Source organism: Inquilinus sp. YAF38 (genome assembly GCF_052113205.1).
GTDB lineage: Bacteria > Pseudomonadota > Alphaproteobacteria > DSM-16000 > Inquilinaceae > Inquilinus.
The window spans coordinates 1-22,002 of sequence record NZ_JBFRCU010000001.1 but is presented as its reverse complement, the minus strand read 5'-3'; the positions used below and the strand labels follow the sequence as shown (position 1 = coordinate 22,002).

The 22,002-nt window shown below is 71.2% G+C and carries 19 protein-coding genes and 1 pseudogene; 14 read left to right on the top strand and 6 right to left on the bottom strand.

What is annotated here, in order from left to right; translation table 11 throughout:
* Positions 1-69: 69 nt before the first annotated feature.
* The 8 genes from gpmI to AB4Z01_RS00065 all read left to right on the top strand — a co-directional run bounded on the left by gpmI (position 70) and on the right by AB4Z01_RS00065 (position 6,919).
* Positions 70-1,626 (top strand): 2,3-bisphosphoglycerate-independent phosphoglycerate mutase, encoded by a 1,557-nt coding sequence (gene gpmI / locus AB4Z01_RS00100; protein WP_441689331.1) that lies wholly within the window; start codon positions 70-72, stop codon positions 1,624-1,626.
* A 187-nt stretch (positions 1,627-1,813) separates the two neighbouring features.
* A complete protein-coding gene (locus AB4Z01_RS00095) occupies positions 1,814-3,244 on the top strand; it encodes a S41 family peptidase (protein ID WP_441689329.1) in 1,431 nt (476 codons plus the stop codon).
* A gap of 11 nt (positions 3,245-3,255) precedes the next feature.
* Positions 3,256-3,750 (top strand): RNA pyrophosphohydrolase, encoded by a 495-nt coding sequence (locus tag AB4Z01_RS00090; RefSeq protein WP_441689328.1) that lies wholly within the window; start codon positions 3,256-3,258, stop codon positions 3,748-3,750.
* Between the two features lie 8 nt (positions 3,751-3,758).
* Complete coding sequence (locus AB4Z01_RS00085; protein ID WP_441689326.1) at positions 3,759-4,133, top strand: VOC family protein; 375 nt, start codon at positions 3,759-3,761, stop codon at positions 4,131-4,133.
* Positions 4,134-4,217: 84 nt separating this feature from the next.
* Complete coding sequence (locus AB4Z01_RS00080; protein ID WP_441689325.1) at positions 4,218-4,664, top strand: MarR family winged helix-turn-helix transcriptional regulator; 447 nt, start codon at positions 4,218-4,220, stop codon at positions 4,662-4,664.
* Positions 4,661-6,163 (top strand): MDR family MFS transporter, encoded by a 1,503-nt coding sequence (locus tag AB4Z01_RS00075; protein WP_441689323.1) that lies wholly within the window; start codon positions 4,661-4,663, stop codon positions 6,161-6,163. The genes AB4Z01_RS00080 and AB4Z01_RS00075 overlap by 4 nt, the downstream gene beginning before the upstream one ends.
* A gap of 103 nt (positions 6,164-6,266) precedes the next feature.
* Positions 6,267-6,506 carry a type II toxin-antitoxin system VapB family antitoxin gene (locus tag AB4Z01_RS00070; protein ID WP_441689321.1) on the top strand — a complete coding sequence of 80 codons (240 nt, stop codon included), beginning with the start codon at positions 6,267-6,269 and terminating at the stop codon, positions 6,504-6,506.
* The gene (locus tag AB4Z01_RS00065) at positions 6,506-6,919 is read left to right on the top strand and encodes a type II toxin-antitoxin system VapC family toxin (RefSeq protein ID WP_441689319.1); all 414 of its coding nucleotides are present in this window, start codon (positions 6,506-6,508) and stop codon (positions 6,917-6,919) included. Before AB4Z01_RS00070 ends, AB4Z01_RS00065 begins: the two co-directional genes overlap by 1 nt.
* Here AB4Z01_RS00065 and AB4Z01_RS00060 read toward each other — a convergent pair.
* Positions 6,916-9,135 (bottom strand): primosomal protein N', encoded by a 2,220-nt coding sequence (locus AB4Z01_RS00060; protein WP_441689317.1) that lies wholly within the window; start codon positions 9,133-9,135, stop codon positions 6,916-6,918. The genes AB4Z01_RS00065 and AB4Z01_RS00060 overlap by 4 nt on opposite strands.
* A gap of 79 nt (positions 9,136-9,214) precedes the next feature.
* Here AB4Z01_RS00060 and fsa point away from each other — a divergent pair, with 79 nt between their 5' ends.
* From fsa to AB4Z01_RS00040, 4 genes are all read left to right on the top strand, one after another.
* Positions 9,215-9,907, top strand: coding sequence for a fructose-6-phosphate aldolase (fsa, locus tag AB4Z01_RS00055; protein ID WP_395674627.1), 693 nt, complete (start codon positions 9,215-9,217; stop codon positions 9,905-9,907).
* A 7-nt stretch (positions 9,908-9,914) separates the two neighbouring features.
* Entirely contained in the window at positions 9,915-10,625 is a 711-nt protein-coding gene (locus AB4Z01_RS00050) for a DUF484 family protein (RefSeq protein ID WP_441689316.1), read from the top strand.
* Between the two features lie 53 nt (positions 10,626-10,678).
* Positions 10,679-11,623: a tyrosine recombinase XerC gene (locus AB4Z01_RS00045; protein WP_441689315.1), complete on the top strand. Its 945-nt coding sequence runs from the start codon at positions 10,679-10,681 to the stop codon at positions 11,621-11,623.
* A gap of 85 nt (positions 11,624-11,708) precedes the next feature.
* Positions 11,709-17,558 (top strand): DUF3320 domain-containing protein, encoded by a 5,850-nt coding sequence (locus AB4Z01_RS00040; protein ID WP_441689313.1) that lies wholly within the window; start codon positions 11,709-11,711, stop codon positions 17,556-17,558.
* Between the two features lie 25 nt (positions 17,559-17,583).
* Here AB4Z01_RS00040 and glyA read toward each other — a convergent pair whose 3' ends face one another.
* Entirely contained in the window at positions 17,584-18,942 is a 1,359-nt protein-coding gene (gene glyA / locus AB4Z01_RS00035) for a serine hydroxymethyltransferase (RefSeq protein WP_441689312.1), read from the bottom strand.
* Positions 18,943-19,056: 114 nt separating this feature from the next.
* Here glyA and AB4Z01_RS00030 point away from each other — a divergent pair, with 114 nt between their 5' ends.
* Entirely contained in the window at positions 19,057-19,548 is a 492-nt protein-coding gene (locus AB4Z01_RS00030) for an Lrp/AsnC family transcriptional regulator (RefSeq protein WP_441689310.1), read from the top strand.
* A gap of 6 nt (positions 19,549-19,554) precedes the next feature.
* Here the strand turns inward: AB4Z01_RS00030 and AB4Z01_RS00025 are convergent, their stop codons facing one another.
* The 4 genes from AB4Z01_RS00025 to AB4Z01_RS00010 all read right to left on the bottom strand — a co-directional run bounded on the left by AB4Z01_RS00025 (position 19,555) and on the right by AB4Z01_RS00010 (position 21,678).
* The gene (locus AB4Z01_RS00025) at positions 19,555-20,427 is read right to left on the bottom strand and encodes a 3-hydroxybutyryl-CoA dehydrogenase (protein ID WP_441689308.1); all 873 of its coding nucleotides are present in this window, start codon (positions 20,425-20,427) and stop codon (positions 19,555-19,557) included.
* Between the two features lie 151 nt (positions 20,428-20,578).
* Positions 20,579-21,142, bottom strand: coding sequence for a cob(I)yrinic acid a,c-diamide adenosyltransferase (locus AB4Z01_RS00020; RefSeq protein ID WP_441689307.1), 564 nt, complete (start codon positions 21,140-21,142; stop codon positions 20,579-20,581).
* A gap of 13 nt (positions 21,143-21,155) precedes the next feature.
* Positions 21,156-21,347, bottom strand: coding sequence for a twin transmembrane helix small protein (locus AB4Z01_RS00015; protein ID WP_441689305.1), 192 nt, complete (start codon positions 21,345-21,347; stop codon positions 21,156-21,158).
* Positions 21,348-21,414: 67 nt separating this feature from the next.
* Complete coding sequence (locus AB4Z01_RS00010; RefSeq protein ID WP_441689303.1) at positions 21,415-21,678, bottom strand: hypothetical protein; 264 nt, start codon at positions 21,676-21,678, stop codon at positions 21,415-21,417.
* Positions 21,679-21,697: 19 nt separating this feature from the next.
* Between AB4Z01_RS00010 and AB4Z01_RS00005 the strand changes: the two are divergent.
* Positions 21,698-22,002, top strand: a pseudogene (locus tag AB4Z01_RS00005) (hypothetical protein); the annotation flags it as partial.

The following is a 22,002-nucleotide window of genomic DNA, read 5'->3' as shown; positions in this document are numbered from 1 at the left end:
GGGCGAAACGCCCTTGTGCCGGCGGCGCCAATCGATACATGAAGGGCGGATTCCGCGAAAGGACATGCGATGAGCGCAGCGCCCCCACCCCGTCCACACGCCCCTCGGCCCGTCGTCCTGTGCGTCCTCGACGGCTGGGGCTGGCGCGAGGAGGAGGCGGACAACGCCGTGCGCCTGGCCGACACGCCGAATTTCGACCGGCTGTGGGCCGCCGAGCCGCACGCCTTCCTGCAGGCCAGCGAGGAGGCCGTCGGCCTGCCGCACGGACAGATCGGCAATTCCGAGGTCGGGCACATGAATCTCGGCGCCGGCCGGGTGGTGTTCCAGGACCTGCAGATGATCTTCAACGCCATCGCCGACGGCTCGCTGGCCAAGGCCAAGGCGCTGCGGAAGCATATCGAGGCGCTGAAGGCCTCCGGCGGCACCTGTCACCTGATGGGCCTGCTGTCGCCCGGCGGCGTGCATGCGCATCAGGACCAGATCGCAGCGCTGGCCAGGATCGTTGCCGAGGCCGGGGTGCCGGTCGCGGTCCACGCCTACACCGACGGCCGCGACACCCCACCCCGCGCCGGCGCCGATTATCTACGCCGCTTCCTGAAGGATATCGACGGGCTGCCGAACGCCCGCGTGGCCACGGTCGACGGGCGCTACTACGCCATGGACCGCGACAAGCGCTGGGAACGGGTGGAGAAGGCCTATCGCGCCGTCGCCGAGGCCAGAGGCGAGGGGGCGCCGGACCCGGTCGCCGCGGTCGAGGCCGCCTATCGCGCCGACACCGGCGACGAGTTCATCCTGCCGAGCGTGATCGGCGGTTATGCCGGCATGAAGGACGGCGACGGCGTGCTGTGCGCCAATTTCCGCGCCGACCGGGTGCGCGAGATCCTGCAGGCGCTGCTGGACCCGGCCTTCGACGGCTTCGCCCGCACCCCGGTCCGCTTCGCCGATGCCTGCGGCCTGGTCGAGTATTCCGACCTGCTGAACCGCTTCATGTCGGCGATCTTCCCGCCGAAATCGATCGACAAGGGCCTGGGCGAGGTGGTGGCCGAGGCCGGCAAGACCCAGCTGCGCACCGCCGAGACCGAGAAATACCCACACGTCACCTTCTTCTTCAACGGCGGCGAGGAGAAGCAATTCCCCGGCGAGGATCGCATCATGGTGCCCTCGCCGAAGGTTGCGACCTACGACCTGCAGCCGGAGATGTCGGCGCCCGAGGTGTGCGCGAAGCTGGTCGCGGCGATCGACAGCGGCAAATACGACCTGGTGGTGGTCAACTTCGCCAACCCGGACATGGTCGGTCATACCGGCATCCTGGCGGCGGCGATCAAGGCCTGCGAGACGGTTGACACCTGCCTCGGCAAGGTCGAGGCCGCGGTGCGGCGCCAGGGCGGGGCCATGCTCGTCACCGCCGACCACGGCAATGCCGAGCTGATGCGCGATCCCACCACCGGCGGCCCGCACACCGCGCACACGCTGAACAAGGTGCCGGTGATCCTGGTCAACGCGCCGGGACCGAGGCGCGCGCTGCACGACGGCAAGCTGGCAGATGTGGCGCCGACCCTGCTGGCGCTGATGAGGCTGGCGCAGCCGGACGAGATGACCGGGCGCAGCCTCATCGACGCCGCCTGACCGACACAATCGGGCGGCATGGTGACGCGAAACCGTAAATATGGACGTCAGGTAACTTGATCCCGCCGAAACCCGGCAGATATCATCGACGGGCGTCCACCCTGGCCAGCCGCCCCTCCGTTCCGGAGACGGCCGGTCGGCCGATTGACTCGAGCGCCTGGCGACCTGGCCGCCAGCGAGGGCAAGCATGAAGAAGCACCTGAGCGCCGTCGCCATCGGGGCCCTGATGGGCCTGGCCTTTGTCGGCGGGCATACCTTGACCTTCGAAGGCTGGGCGCAGGACAAGGCGCCCGACAAGGCCGCGACGAGCAATGATTCGACCGACACCTACAAGCAGCTCGACCTGTTCGGCGAGGTGTTCGAGCGGGTGCGCGCGGAATATGTCGAGCAGGTCAGCGACAAGCAGCTGATCGAGGCCGCGATCAACGGCATGCTGACCTCACTGGACCCGCACTCCAACTTCCTGAACTCAGACGAGTTCCAGGACATGCAGTCCCAGACCCGCGGCAGCTTCGGCGGCCTCGGAATCGAGGTGACGATGGAGAACGGGGTGGTGAAGGTGGTGTCGCCGATCGACGACACCCCCGCCGCCAAGGCCGGGGTCCAGGCCGGCGACCTGATCATCGCCATCGACGGCAAGCCGATCGTCAATATGAGCCTCAACGAGGCGGTCGATAAGATGCGCGGCCCGGTGGGCAGCAACATCGTCATCACCGTCCGCCGCGGCGACACCGAGCCCTTCGACTTGACCCTGGCGCGCGCGACCATCCCGGTGGAATCGGTGCGCTGGCGGACCGAGGGCGACGTCGGCTACATCCGTATCACCAGCTTCACCGAACGTACCGAGGACGGGCTGAAGCGCGGCATCGCCGACATCAAGAAGAAGCTCGGCGACAAGCTGCAGGGCTATGTCCTCGACCTGCGCAACGACCCGGGCGGCCTGCTGGACCAGGCCATCGCCGTGTCCGACGCCTTCATCGACAAGGGCGAGATCGTGTCGACCCGGTCGCGCAAGGCCGACCAGGCGCAGCGCTACAACGCCACCCCGGGCGACCTGGCCGACGGCCTGCCGCTGGTGGTGCTGATCAATGGCGGCTCCGCCTCGGCGTCGGAGATCGTGGCCGGCGCGCTGCAGGACCACCACCGCGCCGTGCTGATGGGGACGCAGAGCTTCGGCAAGGGCTCGGTCCAGACCATCATCCCGCTGCCGGGCCATGGCGCGATGCGGCTGACCACGGCGCGCTACTACACCCCGTCCGGCCGGTCGATCCAGCAGCTCGGCATCACCCCGGACATCGAGGTGCAGCAGGCCCGGATCGAGGAGATCGCGCAGATGCGCGGCTACCGCGAGGCCGACCTGAAGGGCGCGCTGAACAACGACAACAAGCAGACGGCGCCGGCCGAGGGCGGCGCCGACCAGAAGGCCCCGGCGACCCCGCCGGCGGGCGGTGGCGCCCAGACCGACAAGCCCGCCACCCCGGGCCAGGACAAGGCGGCGTCGCCGCCCACCGACGGCGCGGCCGATGCGAACAAGCCCGCGGATGTCGACTACCAGCTGTCGCGGGCGCTCGACCTGCTGCGCGGCCTGGCGCTGTTCCAGAAGGGGCAGGCGGGCTAGGCCGCCGAACCATGCCGACGCCGGACAAACCGAGGGACTCCCTGCCCTACCGGCCCTGCGTCGGCATCATGCTGCTCGATCGCGACGGCCGCGTCTTCGTGGCGCGCCGTCGCGACACGCCCGACGGCTGGCAGATGCCGCAGGGCGGCATCGACAAGGGCGAGACGGTGCGCGAGGCCGCCTTCCGCGAGCTGAAGGAAGAGATCGGCACCGACCGCGCCGAGTTCCTGGCCGAGGCGCCGGAGTCGGTGCGCTACGACCTGCCGGACCATCTGGTCGGCAAGGTCTGGGGCGGGCGCTATCGCGGCCAGGAGCAGCGCTGGGTGGCGCTGCGCTTCCTGGGCGCGGACAGCGACATCGACATCGAGACCGAGCATCCGGAGTTCGACGCTTGGCGCTGGTCGGCGCCGGACCGGGTCTTGGCCGAGATCGTGCCGTTCAAACGCGACGTCTACGCCACCGTGCTGGCCGCCTTCGCATCGCTGCTGGGGCGGCCCGACAACTAGGTCGGCGAATGACCATCCTCGCCCTGCACCATGTCAACCTGACCTTCCCGGCCGGGCTGGAGGCCGAGACGGTGCGCTTCTATGTCGAGACCCTGGGGCTGAAGCCGCTGCCGAAGCCACAGGGCCGGCGCAGCCAGGGCGCTTGGCTGCGGGTCGGCAGCGCCGAGATCCACCTGTCGCCGGACGCGCCCGGCCGGGCCGAGCAGTTGGCGGCGGACCGCCATCTCTGCCTGATCGTCGCCGATCTGGAGTCGGCCGAGGCCCGGCTGCGCGAAGCTGGGGCGCCAGTCGAAGACGATCCGCGGCCGCCCGTGGACTATCGTCGCCTGTTCACCCGCGACCCGGCCGGCAACCGGCTGGAGTTGAGCGAACCGCCGCGCTGACGCGCCGCAACGCCTGAATCATTGCAGGACATCCTCGACCGGATATATAGATAGGCAACCTATCTATATATCCGGAACGCAGCCATGACTTCCACGGATCCGGCGCCATCCGGCGCCTCAGACATCCTGGCCGAAGCGATGCGGCCGGCGCTGGCGCGGCTGTACCGGCGGCTGCGGCGGGAGACCCAATACGGAGACATCTCGCCGCTGCAGAACCTGCTGCTGGTCCTGATCATCAAGTCGCCCGGGATCGGAGTCGGCGCCCTGGCCGAGATCGAGGGGCTGCGCGGCCCGACCGTCAGCGGCCATGTCAAGCAGCTGGAGGCGGCCGGGCTGGTTACCCGCACCCCACCCGACCCGCAGGACCGCCGCCGCACCGGCCTGATCGCGACCGCCGAAGGCGAGCGGCGGGTCGAAGCGCTGCGGCGCCAACGCACCGACTGGCTGGCCCGTCGTCTGGACCTCCTGTCGCCGGCGGAGCGGCAGGCGATCGCGGCCGCGATCCCGGCGCTGGTCAGGCTCGGCGAATGACGCCCCCTGACCCGGCGGCCGAGCCGGACGCGACGTCCCGAGAGATCCGCTTCGTGCTGGTCGGGCTGATGATCGTGCTCGGGCTCAGTGCGCTCGACCAGAATATCGTCGCCACCGCCCTGCCCAGCATCGTCGGCGATTTGGGTGGCGGCACCCATCTGTCGTGGGTGGTGACGGCCTATGTCCTGGCTTCGACCGCGGTGATGCCGCTCTACGGCAAGCTGAGCGACCAGCACGGCCGCAAGCCGATGCTGACCCTGGCCGTGCTGCTGTTCCTGCTGGGCTCGGCGCTGTGCGGCCTGGCCCAGAGCATGGCGCAGCTGATCGCCTTCCGCGCGGTGCAGGGGCTTGGCGCCGGCGGGCTGCTGCCGCTGGCCCAGGCCACCATCGGCGACCTGGTGCCCCCGGCTCAGCGCGGCCGCCGCCAGGGATCGGTCGCGGCGGTGTTCGCGGTGTGCAGCGTCATCGGGCCGGTGCTGGGCGGCACCATCACCGATCTGTTGTCCTGGCACTGGATCTTCTTCGTCAACCTGCCGGTCGGCGCCGTGGCGCTGGCGGTGGTCCATCGCGCCCTGCGCCGCCCGCACCGGGCTCGCGAGAGGCGGATCGACTATCTCGGCGCCGCGCTGCTGACCAGCGCGACCACCGCCTTCCTGCTGGTCCTCACCCTCGGCGGATCGCAATTCGCCTGGACCTCGCCGGAGATCCTCGGCATCGGCACCGCCGTGCTGGCGCTGGCGGTGCTGTTCGTCGCCCATGCCCGCCGCTTCCCCGACCCGGTGCTGCCGCTGCATCTGCGCCGCAACCGCGTCTTCGCCGTCGGCTGCCTGGTGCTGGCTCTGACCTTCATGGGCATGCTGGCCGCCAGCGTGTTCTTCCCGCTGTTCTTCCAGCTGGTACTGGGGGTCAGCGCCGCCCGCTCCGGCCTGCTGACCGGGCCGCTGATGCTGGGCCTGGTCGCCGCCTCGATCTTCAACGGCCGGGTGCTGCTGCGCTCCGGCCGCTACAAGCCGGCGCAGACCGGCGGGCTGGCCCTGGCGACGCTGGCCTTCGCCTGGCTGAGCTGGGCGGCCGCGACCGCCCAGGGCATCCCGGTGATCGAGCCGGCGCTGATCGCGATCGGCATCGGCCTCGGCCTGGTGATGCCGAACATGACCATCGCCGTGCAGAACGCCGTGCCGCGCGAGGATCTGGGCGCCGCCACCGCCACCCTGGCCTTCTGCCGCTCGCTGGGCGGCGCCATCGGCGTGGCCGCGGCGGGCGCGGTGCTGGCCGGGCAGTTGCGCGTTGCCGCCAGCACCGAGGGCCTGGCCCAGGCCGGGCTCCAGCAATTGGCCACGCTGCCGCCCGAAGCGCATGCCGCCGCGGTCGAGCTGTACCGCCAGGCCATCGCCACCACCTTCCTGGCCGGCACCGGTGTCATCGCCGCCGCCTTCGTGGCGATCCTGTTCCTGCCAGAGCTGCCCCTGCGCGCCAGCCACGCCCCGGCGAAAGGCTGATGTCGGTCTTCACAACCAGCGTATGGATAGCGATATAGTGATGTATGGATAGCGATATAGTGATGTATGGATAGCCGGTTCCATCCACTGCGGAGATCCTATCGTGACGCTGCAGATCCGTGACGACCGCGCGCGTGCGCTGGCCCGGGAACTGGCCACAAGGCGCAAGGTGACCATGACCGAGGCCGTCATCCAGGCCCTGGAAGCCGAGCTGCGTCGCGAGGCGGAGAAGGAGCCCCTCGCCGATCGCATCGCTCGGATCGCGGCCATCGCCGCTGCGGAATCCGGGCCGGGCGGGCGTGCCATGACCAAGGACGAGATCGACGAGATGTGGGGCCATTGATGTTCGTCGACACGTCGGTGATCGTCGCCCTGATCGCCGATGAGCCGGATGCGGCCCGCTACACCAATCTCCTCTCGCGGGCCGAACGGCGCCTGACCTCGGGCCTCGTGATCCTCGAGGCGGCGATGCGCCTCTCCACACTGCTCAAGCTCGCCCCGATCCGGGCTGAAGCCCTGATCCATATGCTGCTCGACGAAGCCGGGATCACGGTCATCCCGATCGACGGCGGCACAGCGACCGCAGCCGTCGCCGCCTTCGCCGCCTATGGCAAAGGCCGGGGCCATCCGGCGCAGCTCAACCTTGCCGACTGCATGTCCTACGCCTGCGCCCGAACGCATGGCGTGCCGCTGCTGTTCAAGGGCAACGACTTCTCCTGGACCGACATCGAGGTGGCCGGGACCGGCGTCGCCTAAAGGAAGCTGTACGGGTCGATGTCGACCTGCACCCGCACCGTGCCCGGCACCTGGACCCGCGACACCCACTCCGCCACCAGCGGCTGCACCGTGATCCGCCGGTCCGCCTTCAGCAGCAGGCGGCGGCGGTGGCGGCCGCGCAGCATCGCCAGCGGCGCGTCGGCCGGGCCCAGCACCATCAGCCCGTCGCCTTGCGGCGCGGCCCGGCCGAGATCCTGCGACACCCGGTCGACCGCGCCGCGATCGGGGCCGGAGACGATCAGCGCCACCAGCTTGCCGTAGGGCGGCAGGCCGCGCGACCGCCGTGCCTCCGCCTCCGACGCCAGGAAGCCGTCGCGGTCGTCGACCACCAGTGTCTGCATCACCGGATGGTCGGGCATGAAGCTCTGCAGCAGCACCCGGCCCGGCTTCTCGCCGCGCCCCGCCCGGCCGCCGACCTGGTGCAGCAGCTGCCAGGTCCGTTCCGCCGCCCGCAGATCGCCGCCGGCGAGGCCGAGATCCGCATCAACCACCCCGACCAGGGTCAGGCCCGGGAAGTTGTGGCCCTTGGCCAGGATCTGGGTGCCGATCAGCAGGTTGACCGCGCCGCTGTCGAGATCCGCCGTCAGGTCGGCGATCGCCTGGGGACCGGAGAAGGTGTCGGAGGCGACGATCTGCCAGCGCGCCTCCGGCAATGTCGCGTCGACCTCCTCGGCGATCCGCTCCACCCCCGGGCCGCAGGCGGCGAAGCTGCCCTCGGCGAGGCAGGACGGGCAGGCCTTGGGCAGCGGCGCGCGGTGGCCGCAATGGTGGCATTCCAGGCGGCCGGCCAGGCGATGCTCGACCAGCCAGGCGGTGCAGTGCGGGCATTCCAGGCGATGGCCGCAATGCCGGCACAGGGTCAGCGGCGCGTAGCCGCGGCGATTGAGGAACAGCATCGCCTGGTCCCCCGCCGCCAGCGTCTCGACGACCGCCTCGCGCAGGGTCGGCGACAGGAAGCGGCCGCGCGGCGGCGATTCGCGGCGCATGTCGATCGCGCTCACGGCCGGCATCTGTGCCGCGCCGTGCCGCGACGGCAGCTCCAGCGCGGCATAGCGCCCGGCCTCGACATTGGCCAGCGTCTCCAGCGACGGGGTGGCCGAGGCCAGCACCACCGGGAAGCCGCCGAGATGGCCGCGCAGCACCGCCATGTCGCGGGCCTGGTAGACGACGCCGTCCTCCTGCTTGAAGGCGCTCTCATGCTCCTCGTCGACCACGATCAGGCCGAGATCCGGATAGGGCAGGAACAGGGCGGAGCGGGCGCCGACCACGACGCGGGCCTCGCCGAAGGCCACCGCCCGCCAGTTGCGCCGGCGCTGGGTCGGGCCCAGCTCGGAATGCCATTCGGTCGGCCGCACGCCGAAGCGGGCAGCGAAGCGGTCGAGCCAATGCGCCGACAGGGCGATCTCCGGCAGCAGCACCAGCACCTGCCGGCCGGCCGCCAGGGCCGCCGCCACCGCCTCGAAATAGACCTCGGTCTTGCCCGAGCCGGTGACGCCGTCCAGCAGCGTGGTCGAATAGCCGCCATCGGCGACCGTGTCGATCAGCCGGTCCGCCGCCTCGCGCTGGGCCTCGCCCAGCACCGCCCGCGGCCGGGCCAGGTCCGGCTGTGGTATCGGGTCGAAGCCGGGCAGCAGCACGGTCTCCAGCAGCCCGGCCTCGGCCATGCCCTTGATCACGCCGGCGCCGCAGCCGGCCTCGCGCGCCAGCTCGGCCGGCAGCCGCGGCGGCCCGTCCTCCAGCACCGCCAGCACCCGCCGCCGGGCGGCGCTGAGCTTCGCGCCCTCAGGCGGCAGCTCCGCCCGGCGATAGGCCGTGATCGGCTTCGGCGGCTCCAGCGCCCCGGTCGAGGACAGGGACATGCGCAGCACCGCGCCGGGGGGCGACAAGGTGTAGCGGGCGACCCGGTCGATGAAATTCCGCGCCACCTCCGGCAGCGGCGGCAGGTCGAAGCGATGCAGCACCGGCTTCAGCCGCGCCAGGGCGACCTTGCCGCTGCCTGGTCCCCAGACCACGCCAATCCGCCGCAGCCGGCCGAGCGGCACCTCGACATAGCTGCCGGGCGCAAGATCCAGGCCCTGCGGCACCGCGTAATCGTAAGCTTCTGCCAGCGGCAGCGGCAGCAGCACCCGGACCGTGGCGATCGCGCCACTCTCATCCTCGATCGGCGTCGCTGCTGTGGCCTCGGACTCCGCCATCGGCTAGACTTGCCCTCGCGGGCCGACACCGGTGCCGCGCATCGGCCCGAAGCGACCGCTGGCCATTGGAACGAGGCCCATGAAGTTCTTCATCGATACCGCCGACTTCAACGAAATCCGTGACCTGGCCTCCACCGGCCTGGTCGATGGGGTGACCACCAACCCCTCCTTGATTGCCAAGTCCGGGGCCAAGTTCCTGGACCTGATCCCGCAGATCTGCGAGGTGGTGAAGGGGCCGGTCTCGGCCGAGGTCGCCGCGACCGACTTCGACACCATGATGGCCGAGGGCCGCAAGCTCTCCAAGATCGCGAAGAACATCGCGGTCAAGGTGCCGCTGACGCCCGCCGGGCTCAAGGTCTGCCGCACCTTGTCCGACGCCGGCACCATGGTCAACGTCACGCTGTGCTTCTCGGCCGGCCAGGCGCTGCTCGCCGCCAAGGCGGGCGCCACCTTCATCTCGCCCTTCGTCGGCCGGCTCGACGACGTCGGCGAGGACGGCATGGCGCTGATCGCCGACATCGTCCAGATCTACCGCAACTACCCGCATCTCAAGACCGAGGTGCTGGTCGCCTCGATCCGCGGGCCGCGGCATGTGATCGAGGCCGCCAAGCTGGGCGCCCATGTCGGCACCCTGCCGCCGGCGGCGCTGCGCTCCCTGTTCAACCACCCGCTGACCGACAAGGGCCTGTCCGCCTTCGTCGCCGACTGGGCGAAGACCGGCCAGAGCATCCTCGACGAGCAGGAGCTCGCCGCCGTCAAGAAGACGGCGTGAGGGCCCGTTGGCACAGGAAGTAAAGCAGCCGGACGCCCCCGCGCTCACCGCGGCGGACGTCTCGGCGTGGCTGCTGGCCCATCCGGACTTCCTGGTCCAGCACCCGGATCTGCTGGCCCGGCTGGCCCTGCCGCCGCGCGACCGCGGCGACGGGGTGATCGACCTGCAGGGCTTCCAGACCGAAAGGCTGCGCGGCCAGGTCGACCGGCTGAAGGAGCAGCAGCGCGCCTTCATCGGCGCCAGCCGCGCCAACCACAACACCCAGAACCGGGTGCATGCCGCGATCCTGTTCCTGCTGGACGCGGAGAGCTTCGAGCAGCTGATCCACACGGTGTCGACCGACCTCGCCGTGCTGCTCGACCTCGACGTGGTGACGCTGCTGGTCGAGGCGACGGAGGGTGAGGAATCGCCGCCGCACAGCGCCGAGGTCCGCATCGTCGGGCCCGGCGAGATCGGCCGCCGCCTGGGCGCGCAGGAGCTGCTGCTCGAATCGGACATGGCCGGCGAGGAGGCGCTGTTCGGCGCCGGCGCCGGGCTGGTGCGCAGCCAGGCGCTGGTCCGGCTGAACGTGTCGCCGGAGGTGCCGCCCTGCGTCCTGGCCCTCGGCAGCCGCGACCCGGAGATGTTCCATCCCGGCATGCGGACCGAGCTGGTCGGCTTCCTCGGCCGGGTGCTGGAGCGCTGCATCCGCTCCTGGCTGACCCCCGGGCAGGATTAGGCGGCCCGATGGGCGCCCCGGACGATACGGCGCTCATTCCCTCATCGGACTCCATGGCCGGCTGGCCGGCGGCGGCGGATCTGCGCGACGCCGCCGGCCGCTGGCGGGTCTGGCTGGAGGACGAGAAGCGGGTGTCGCCGCACACGTTGCGCGCCTATCTCGGCGATGTCGGCCGCTTTATCAGCTTCCTGGCCGATCATCTCGGCCGGCCGCCGAGCCTGAACGACCTCTCCGCCGCCGCCCTGTCCGACCTGCGCGCCTTCCAGTCGCGCCGGGCCGCAGGCGGGGCCGGCGCCGCGACGCGGGCGCGCGGCCTGTCCGGCGTCCGCAACTTCCTGGCCCATCTCGACCGGTCCGGTGTGCTGCACAACGCGGCGATCGGATCCCTGCGCAACCCCAAGCTGCCGAAGCGCCTGCCCCGGCCGCTGGCCGTGACCGACGCGCTGGCCGCGGTCGACACCATCGCGACGCTGGCCACCGAGGAATGGATCGGCCTGCGCGACCGCGCCCTGCTGTTCCTGCTCTATGGCTGCGGCCTGCGTCTGGGCGAGGCGCTGGGGCTGACCCGGCGCGAGGCGCCGAACGGCGACACGCTGGTGGTCACCGGCAAGGGCCGCAAGCAGCGCATGGTGCCGGTGCTGCCGGCGGTGCGCGAGGCGGTCGACGCCTACCTCGCCGCCTGTCCCTTCCCGCTCGCCGCCACCGGTCCGCTGTTCCTGGGCGCCCGCGGCGGGCCGCTGAACCCCGGCGTCGCCGAGCGCCAGATGCGCCAGCTGCGCGCCGTGCTGGGCCTGCCCGATTCGGCAACGCCGCACGCGCTCAGGCACAGCTTCGCCACCCATCTGCTGGCCGGCGGCGGCGACCTGCGCACGATCCAGGAGCTTCTGGGCCACGCCGCCCTGTCGACCACCCAGCGCTACACCGAGATCGACACCGAACGACTGATGACCGTCTACGCCGACGCCCATCCGCGCGCCCGGCGCACGGCCGGGAGCTGAGCAGACACCCCACCGGCGGCCCCTGGGCCGTTGACGGCGCGCGCCCGGCCTCGGCAGAGTCGACCGGGGGAAAGCGAGTCCATCCATGACCGTCGAGATCAAGGCCGTCGTCGCCGACAAGGTCGGCTTCGCGTCGCACCAGAATGCCGTGCCCGTCCTGCGTGAGCTGGAGATTGCCAGCGCGTTGGAGACGGCCATGGACGACGCTGCCCTGACATTGACCGCCGACCCGCCCTTCCTGGTGCCCAAGACCTGGCGGATCGATCGACTGGCGCCGGGCGCGCCGCTTCGCATCGTCGATCGGGACGTGACCCTGGTCGCCGCCCTCCTGGGCGAGCTGACGGAGAGCGTCCGCGGCAGCGCCACGCTGCGCCTTGAGGCAGGCGGGAAAGTGCTGGCGGAGGTCGTCCACCCGATCGAGCTGCTGGCCCGCGGGGAATGGGGCGGCGCCGGCACGATGGCGGAGCTGCTGCCCGTCTTCGCCATGCCGAACGATCCGGCCGTCGACCGGGTGCTGAAGGCCGCGTCGGAAGTGCTGCGCCGGGCAGGCCGGCCCATGGGCATCGACGGCTATGGTGCGAAGTCGCGGCAGCGGGTGTGGGAGCTGGCCTCCGCCATCTGGTCCGCGGTGGCCGGCTTCGGCATTTCCTATGCCCTGCCGCCGGCCAGCTTCGAGGAGCAGGGCCAGAAGGTGCGTACCCCCGGCGCCATCCTGGAGGGCCGGGTCGCCACCTGCCTGGACACCGCCTTGCTGTTCGCCGCGGCCCTGGAGCAGGCGGGCCTCAATCCGCTGATCATCCTGACTCGCGGGCACGCCTTCACCGGCGTCTGGCTGCAGCCGGTCGAGTTCGCGACGCTGATCACCGACGAATCGGCCGCGTTGCGCCGCCGCATCGACCTGAAGGATCTGCTGGTCTTCGAGACCACCCTGGCCACCCAGGCCCCGGCGCCGAGCTTCAGCCAGGCCGAGCGGATGGCACTGCGGCAGCTCGCCGAGGATGCGCCGGCCCCGTTCGTGATGGCGATCGACATCCGCCGCGCCCGCATGCAGAAGATCCGGCCGCTCAGCCTGGCCGGCGCCGCCCCGGCCGGCGCGGCGGCAGAGGCGGCGCCAGCGGTCGAAGCGCTGGAAGCGGCCCCGGTGCTGCCCGGCTTCGACGTGGAGGTCGAGGCCGAGCCGGTGACCGCCGCCGGCCGGATCGCCCTGTGGCAGCGCAAGCTGCTGAACCTGACCACCAGCAACCGTCTGCTGAACCTGCCCGAGGGCGGCAAGGTCGTGCGCCTCCTCTGCCCCGATCCAGGATCGCTGGAGGATCGCCTGGCGGCGGGCCGCAAGGTCCGCATCGTGGCGATGCCCGATCTCGCGGCAGGCGGCCGCGATGAGCAGTTGTTCGAGGCGCAGACCCACGAGGCTCTGCGCGCCGATGTCGCCCGGGCCGCGCTGGACCGCGGCGAGGTGCTGTCGCTGGCGGACAAGGAGACGCTCGACGCCACGCTGGTCGACCTCTACCGCAAGGCACGGAGCGACATGGCGGAGGGCGGCGCCAACACGCTGTTCCTGGCGCTGGGCTTTCTGAAATGGAAGAAGGCGGCGTCCGACCCGCGCAGCTTCCGGGCGCCGCTGATCCTTCTGCCGGTCCGGCTGGAGCGGAAGAGCGCCCTGTCCGGCGTCGTGATGGTCCAGCATGAGGACGAGCCGCGCTTCAACCTGACCCTGCTCGAGCTGCTGCGCCAGGACTTCGAGTTCACCATCCCGGGGCTGGACGGCCCCCTGCCGACCGATGAGCGCGGCATCGATCTCGCCGGCATCTGGACCATCGTGCGGCGGGCGGTGCGCGACCTGCCCGGCTTCGAGGTGACCGAGGAGCTGGTGCTGGGCACCTTCTCCTTCGCCAAATACCTGATGTGGAAGGACCTGGTCGACCGCGCCGACCGGCTGAAGGAAAGCCCGACGGTCCGGCACCTGATCGAGCGGGACGGATCGAGCTTCCCGGTGCGGGACGGGTTCCCCCGGCCCGAGCAGCTGGACCAGTCGGTCGACCCGGCCGAGCTGTTCATTCCCCTGCCGGCCGACAGTTCGCAGATCGCCGCCGTCGTCGCTTCGGCCCGGGGTCACGACTTCGTGCTGGACGGCCCGCCTGGCACCGGCAAGTCGCAGACCATCGCCAACATGATCGCCCACAACCTGGCCCTGGGCCGGCGCGTGCTGTTCGTGGCCGAGAAGATGGCCGCGCTCAACGTGGTTCAACGCCGCCTGGCCGAGAAGGGCCTGGGCGAGTTCTGCCTGGAGCTGCATTCGGCCAAGGCCACCAAGACCGAGGTGCTGAAGCAGCTGGACCGCGCCTGGACGACACGCGAGACCATGAACGCCGAGGATTGGGCGCGCGAGGCGGCGGAGGCCAGGCGCCTGCGCGACCAGCTGAACGGGCTGGTGGCACTGCTGCACCGTCGTGCCGCGAACGGCCTGACCGTGCACGGCGCGATCGGCCGGGTGGTGCGCGACTGGACCGAGACCAGCCCGCGCCTCGCCTTCGCGCCCGGCCGCGAACACGGCGAGGCCGACCTGGCCGGGCTGCGCGACATCGCCCGCCGCCTGGGCCTCGCCTGGGACGATGTCGATGGCCTCGCGGGCATGTTGGACGGGATCGGCCATGCCGAATGGACGAATGGCTGGCAGGACGCGATCGCCGCCGCGGCCGCCGCGGTGCCGCCGGCCCTGGACGCATTGCAGGCGGCGCGCGACGGGCTGCTGGCGGCGACCCGCCTGCCCCTGGCCGCCGACGAGCCGGCGCAGCTGGCGCGCCTGCGCCGTCTGGTCGAGCTGGCGCTGCAGGCCCATGGCCACGACCTGCGCTTCGCCTTCGCCCCCGATGTCGCCGACCGGGCGGCCGCCGCACGCACGGCCATCGGGCTGGTCGAACGGTATCGCCGCGACGAGGCGGCGCTGTCCACCCAGTACGCGCCGGAGGCGGCCCGTCGCATCGGCCTGGCGGCGATCCGGACGGCGTGGCAGGAGGCCGAAGCGAAGATGTGGCCGCTCGCCGGCTTCGCCCGGAAGCGGGTCGCCCGCGACCTGGCCCAGCAGGGCGGCGCGTCGGGCCCGGTCGATGTGGCGGCCGACCTGCCGCATCTCGACGCCATGGCCGCCGGGCTGCGGGACCTGGACGGGCTGGCGCCGCGCTTGGCCGGCATTCCGGGCTGGGCCGGGCTGGCGACTGACGGCGCGGGGGTCGAAGCCACCCTGGCCTTGGCCGAGAGCCTGCGAGCGGAGATCGCGGCCGCGGCGACCGGCCCGGACCAGCTCGCCGCCTTGCGCGGCGCACTGTCGACCCTGATCGTCGACGCCAACGACATGCTGGCGCCGGGCGGAGCCATCGCCACGGGCCAGGCCCGGCTGGGCGAGGCCGCCGCCGCGTTCGAGGCCGCGGCGCAGCGCTTCGACGGCCTGGCCGAACCGTCCGCCGCCGCCCGCGATTTCACGGCGATGCGGCACCGCGCCCAGGCCGTCCTGGGCCATGCGCCACGGCTTAAGGCATGGACCGATTGGCGCCGGGTGCGCGACGAGGCAATGCTGGCCGAGCTCGGGCCACTGGTCGCGGCCCTGGAGGGGGGCTCGCTGGCGCCGCAGCAGACGGTCGAGACCTTCGAGACCGGCTATGCTCGCTGGTTCGCCAGCGCCCGGATCGACGCCGAGCCGCTGCTGTCGCGCTTTGCCGCCTCGGTCCATATGGACAGCATCGAGGCGTTCCGCCGGATCGACGGCCGGCTGTCCGAGCTGGCCGTGCGCTACATCCGGGCCCGGATCTGCGGCCTGATTCCGGCCAAGGACAGCGTCGGCCGCGGCGACGGCTATGCGGTGCTGAAGCACCAGCTGCAGTTGCAGCGCCGGCACAAGYCGATCCGCCAGCTGGCCGCCGAGATGGGGGAAAGCTTCACCCGGCTGGCGCCGTGCATGCTGATGAGCCCGCTGTCGATCGCGCAGTATCTGCCGCCCGACCAGGCGCTGTTCGACCTGGTGATCTTCGACGAGGCCTCGCAGATCGCGCCCTGGGACGCCGTCGGCGCCATCGCGCGCGGCGCGCAGGTCGTGATCGCCGGCGACCCGCGGCAGATGCCGCCGACCAGCTTCTTCACCCGATCCGCCACCGCGACCGACAGCGACGCCGACACCGAAGAGGACATGGAGAGCATCCTCGACGAGTGCCTGGCCGCCGGCGTGCCGATGCACAGCCTGTCCTGGCACTACCGCAGCCGGCACGAGAGCCTGATCGCCTTCTCCAACCATCGCTACTACGACGATTCGCTGGTCACCTTTCCGGCGCCGGTCACCCGCGCCAGCGCGGTGGAGTGGCGGCGGGTGGAGGGCGTCTATGCCCGCGGCAAGGGGCGGACCAACCCGATCGAGGCGCAGGCGATGGTCGACGAGGCCGTGCGCCGCCTGACCGATCCGGCCTTCATCGCCGCCGGCCATACGCTGGGCATCATCACCCTGAACGCCGACCAGCAGAGGCTGGTGGAGGATCTGCTCGACAAGGCGCGGCGCCAGCGCCCCGAGATCGAAGCGCATTTCGCGGAGGATCGTACCGAGCCGGTGGTGGTGAAGAACCTGGAGACGGTGCAGGGGGACGAGCGCGACCTGATCATGCTCGGCATCGGTTTCGGCCCGACCGAGCCCGGGGGCAAGGCGATGTCGATGTCCTTCGGCGCGTTGAACAGCCAGGGCGGCTGGCGCCGGCTGAACGTGGCGGTGACCCGGGCGCGGCGGGAGATGCTGGTCTTCACCTCCTTCGACCCCGGGATGATTGACCTGAACCGCACCAGCGCCCGCGCGGTCCGCGACCTCAAGCATTTCGTGGAATTCGCCGAACGGGGGCCCGCCGCCCTGGCCGAAGCGGTGCACGGCTCGGTCGGCGGTCCCGAATCGCCGTTCGAGCAGGCGGTGGCGCGCGAGCTGGCGCGCCGCGGCTGGACCGTGGTGCCGCAGATCGGCGTGTCGCGCTTCCGCATCGATCTCGGCGTCGTTCACCCGGACCGGCCGGGCGACTACCTCGCCGGGGTGGAATGCGACGGCGTCGCCTATCACAGCGCCGCCACCGCACGCGACCGCGACAAGGTGCGGGCCGCCATCCTGGAGGGGCTGGGCTGGACGCTGATCCGGATCTGGTCCACCGACTGGTGGGTCGACAAAGCCGGCGCCGCCGATCGGCTTCACAGGGCCCTGGAGGCCAAACTGGCCGCCTCGAGGGCGCGGATCGAGGCGGAGAAAGCCGCACCGCCGCCGGCCGTGCCGATCGATGCCGACCCGGCACCCGCAGCCGACGCGGCGCCGGACTCTGCCGTGCCCCCGGTGCCCGGCTCGCCTTCCGGCGATGGCATGCCGCCTGAAGATGCCCCGGTCCGCGTGGCCCTGCAGGTCCCGGCCGAGGGCGCCGTGACGGCACCGCACTACCGGATCACCGATTTCACGCCGCATCAGCCGAGAATCGACCCGGATGCGTTCTACGAAGCCTCCTATGACGAGATGCTGGCGACGCTCGTCGGGCACGTGCTCGACGGTGAGGCCCCAATCGCGGAGACGCTGCTGGTGCAGCGGATCGCCCGGGCGCACGGCTTCCAGCGGGCCGGCCGGCTGATCCGCGAGCGGGTGATGGCGGTCGTCGCGCGCCGCTATCACGCAGCCGCGGACGGGACGGCGGGACTGTTCGTATGGCATAACCGGGACGCACCGGCGCGGTGGCAGGGCTTCCGCCCGCCGGCCACGCCGGACGACATCCGGCCGATCGAGGAGATCGCCCTGGCCGAGATCCGGGCCGCCCGCCCTGCCGCGACCACCGAGGATCCCGCGGTGGAGATCGCCCGCCGGTTCGGCATTCGCCGGGTCAGCGGGCCGGCGCGGCAGCGGATCGAGGCGGCGCTGGCCCTGGAGCCGCAATAGCGGACCGGGGCGCCGCCAGTCGCGGTCACGCCGGCGGCAAACCGTTCTCGAAGCAGTAGTGGATCGTCGGGAAGCTGTGGCGCAGCACCACCGCGTCGGGCCGCACCGCTTCCGGCGACTCGCCGCGCACCAGCACGCGGGCGATCAGCTCGGCGATCGCTTCCATCTCGCGCTCGCGCATGCCGAAGCGGGTGACCTCGATGGTGCCGATGCGCAGGCCGCCGGGATAGTCCCAGTCCTCCTTGCGGTCGGCCGGCAGCAGGTTCTTGTTCACGATCAGGTTGGCGCGCTCCAGCGTCTGCGCCGCCGCCAGGCCGCGGCCGAAGCCGCGGGCGTCGGCGATCGCCTGATGTGTCGTGGTGAAGCCCTTGTGGGCACCCAGCATCGGGATGCCGCGCTCCTGCAGCGCCCGCGCCAGCGCCTGGGCGTTGGCGACGATCTGGGCCTGCAGCTCGGCGCCGAAGGCGATCGCCTCTGCCGTCGCCAGGGCCAGCGCCGCCACCCGGTTGACCTGGTGCGTCGCCGCCCAGACCGGGAAGACCGCCGTCGTCACCGCCTCGGTGATCGTCGGGTCGTCCCACAGCAGGATGCCGGATTGCGGCCCGGCGAAGGTCTTGCCGGCCGAACCGGTAACGATGTCCGCCCCCTCCTTCAGCGGGTCCTGGAACTGGCCGCCGCCGATCAGGCCAAGCTGATGCGCCGCGTCGAAGAAGAAGCGGCCGCCCCACTCCGCGATCACCTCGCGCATCGCCGCCACCGGCTGCGGGAACAGCGTCATCGACAGGCCCAGCGCGACCAGCTTCGGCCGGGCCAGCGGCGCCGCCTGGCGGAACAGGTCGAGGTCGACCACCAACTCCTCGGGATCCATCGGGATATCGACGATGGTGCGGCCCATGGCGCCGGCCGGGCCGTCATGCCGGTTCGAGGAATGGCCCCCGGTCGGCTGCGCCGCGGTCATCACCACGTCGCCCGGCGCGGTCAGCGCGGTGTAGACCACGGCGTTGCCGATCATCGAGGCGCAGAGCCGGTGGTCGGCATAGCTGCAGCGGAAATGGCGCTTCAGCAGCTCGACGCACAGCGCCTCGACCTCGTCGATATGGCGGGTGCCGGCGAACCAGCGGTTGACCCGGCCGATATGGCCTTCCGCCGCGCGGGTGCCGATCTCCGCCGCCAGCAGCGCCCGCACGCCGGGGCTGGTCGGCGCCTCGGGCGCCAGCAGGTTGATGCAGTCCTCGCCGCGCCATTGCGCGTTGCGCCCGACCGCCGCCTTCACCGCTTCGCCCATTGCCGCCGGATCCGCGCAGGCGTCGAGCACGGCCCGCGCCGTCGCCAGCGCCTCACGGTCATGCACCTCGATGCGGTTCGACAGATCCGGTGAATCCATGGTCGCCTCCTGTTCGTTCCGACGAGGCTAGAACGAAATCATCGGCAACGGATTTCGATTTGCGCGACCGGAATTTCCGTTGTGGAATGTCCGGATGCCGCTGCGAGGAAATCCATGAAAAGCCCAAGCCGTCCAACCTCGGTCGAGCTCGATGCCATCGACCGGCGCATCCTCGATGCGCTGCAGGAGGACAACCAGACCACCAACCTGGCCCTGGCCGAGCGGGTCGGCCTGTCGCCGCCGGCCTGCCTGAAGCGGGTGCGGCGGCTGCGCCAGGAGCGGGTGGTGGTGCGTGACGTGGCGCTGGTCGACCCGGAGAAGGTCGGCCAGACCATCGTTGCCTTCGTCGGCGTCGAGCTGGACCGCCAGCGCGAGGACGTGCTGGCCGCCTTCGAGCGCAAGATCGCGGCCGAGCCGGAGGTGCAGCAATGCTATTTCGTGTCCGGCGAGACCGACTACCTGCTGGTCGTCACCTGCCGGGACATGGAGGCCTACAACCTGTTCTGCCGCCGCGTTCTGGCAAACGAGCACAATATCAAGCGCTTCCGCACCAGCTTCAACCTCTCGCGGGTGAAGTACGAGACCAAGGTGCCGATCGGGGCGTGACGTCCGTCACCGAGTGGGAACCGGCACGTCCTTGGAGTAGTCGTAGAAGCCGCGCCTGGTCTTGCGGCCAAGCCAGCCGGCCTCGACATATTTCACCAGCAGCGGACAGGGCCGGTACTTGCTGTCGGCGAGGCCGTCATACAGCACGTTCATGATCGACAGGCAGGTATCGAGGCCGATGAAGTCGGCCAGCTCCAGCGGCCCCATCGGATGGTTGGCGCCGAGCTTCATCGAGGTGTCGATCGCCTCGACCGAGCCGACCCCCTCGTAGAGGGTGTAGACCGCTTCGTTGATCATCGGCAGCAGGATGCGGTTGACGATGAAGGCCGGGAAATCCTCCGACACCGCCGGGGTCTTGCCCAGCTTCAGCGCCAGGTCGCGGATCGCCTCGTAGGTGGCATCGTCGGTGGCGATGCCGCGGATGACCTCCACCAGCTTCATCACCGGCACGGGGTTCATGAAATGCATGCCGATGAAGCGCTCCGGCCGGTCGGTCGTGGCCGCCAGGCGGGTGATCGAGATCGAGCTGGTGTTGGTCGCCACCATCGCCCGCTCGTTCAGATGCGGCACCAGCTGCTTGAAGATCTCGCGCTTGACCGGCTCGCTCTCGGTTGCCGCCTCGACCACGAGGTCGCAATCCTTGAACGCCTGGTACTCGGAGGAGGTGTGGATCCGGGCCAGCACCGCCGGCTTCTCCTCGGCAGTCAGCTTGCCGCGGCCGATCAGCCGGTCGACATGGCCCTCGATCGCCTCGCGCGCCCGCTCCAACGCCTTCGGATCGACGTCCATGAGCCGGATGGTGAAGCCGCTCTGGGCGCCGACCTGGGCGATGCCGCTGCCCATTTGCCCTGCGCCGATGACGCCGATCGTCTGGATCATGCCTGAGTTCCGCTCCGAACGTCCCTGTCCCGCCGGCCGCCCGCATTGGTGCGGTGCAGCAAAGAGGTCGAACGATAGTGATGTCCGACAGAGCTTGTCAACGCGACTGCCGTCCACGCAAGCATCTTGCCCAAGCGTTGGGCAGACGGGCTCACCGATGCGCTCCCGGAACCCACAGTACGTCGTCCTTGCCGTCGCCATTCATGTGGCGGGACAGGACGAACAGATGGTCCGAAAGGCGATTGGCGTATTTCAGTGCCTCGGGGTTGACCGTCTCGACCGCCGCCAGCGCCGAGACCAGCCGTTCCGCCCGCCGCACCACGGTGCGGGCGTGATGCAGATGGGCCGAGGCGGCGCTGCCGCCGGGCAGCACGAAGCTGTTCAGCGGCGCCAGGACAGCGTTCATGGCGTCGATCTCGCGCTCCAGTCGCTCCACCTGCGCGGCCGTTACCCGCAGCGGCGGATATTTGGGATCGGGCTCCTCCGGCGTCGCCAGATCGGCGCCGAGATCGAACAGGTCGTTCTGGATCCGCCCGAGCATGGCGTCGGGCTCACCTTCCATCTGCAGCCGGGCCAGGCCGATCACGGCATTGGCCTCGTCCACCGTGCCATAGGCCTCGACCCGCAGGTCGTGCTTGGCCACCCGCCGGCCGCCGACCAGCGAGGTCTCCCCGGCGTCGCCGCCGCGGGTGTAGATCCGGGTCAGCGTGACCATTCGCGCCGTCCTTTCAGGCCGTCCACATGGCCAGCAGGAAGAACAGGACGGCCAGGGCCTGGAAACCGATGCGGGCCTGCATCAGCTTGTTGCCCCATTTCCGATTGAACGGCCCGCTCTGCGCCATGCCGAACACGCCGGTGGCGAGCGAGGCGACCACTCCGAGCATGCAGATCACGGCAAGGATGATGAAGACGGTGCTCATGCAAGAACTATAGAGCGGGCCCGTGGTGTCGCCCAGGGTGATTGCGCGGAACCGTCACGCTCTGGATTCAGCCGGGACGACGCCGCGGGACCGGCACATCCGCCGCCGCGGGCGGCACCGGCCGGGTTGCCGGCGGCGCGACGCCCTGGGCCGGATGGGCCGCGGCCACGACCGGCCGCGACCGCGGCGGCGGCACGGTGAAGGGCGCCGGCACCGTCGCCATGGCGTCCGCCCGGGGCAGCAGCGCCTCCACCGCCGGGGCCGGGGCGAACGCGGCGGGCGGCACGTCGATCAGCGATTCCGGCGCCTTCGGAGCCGAGGCTGCCGCCACGGGATTCGGGGCAGGCGAAATGGCCGGTGCCGCGGGCGCAGCCGGCGCCGGGGGCATGGCCGCCGCGGATGGAGCCGACGCCGGGGGCGCGGCAACGGGTGCCGGCACAGCCGGCGCCGCGGCGACGGCGGCAGGCTGGCTCGAGCCCGGCCGCGGCAGCGGCGGAGGCACCGAAGGAGGCGAGGTCAGCACYCGCAGGCTGGGGTCGATCTCGACCACCGGCGCGACGGGCTGCGGAGCCACGGTCGCGGCGGGTGCCGGACCGCCGACGGTCGGCCGGGCCCGCGGCACCGGCGCCTGGGTCGGCCCTGCGGGGCCCTGCGG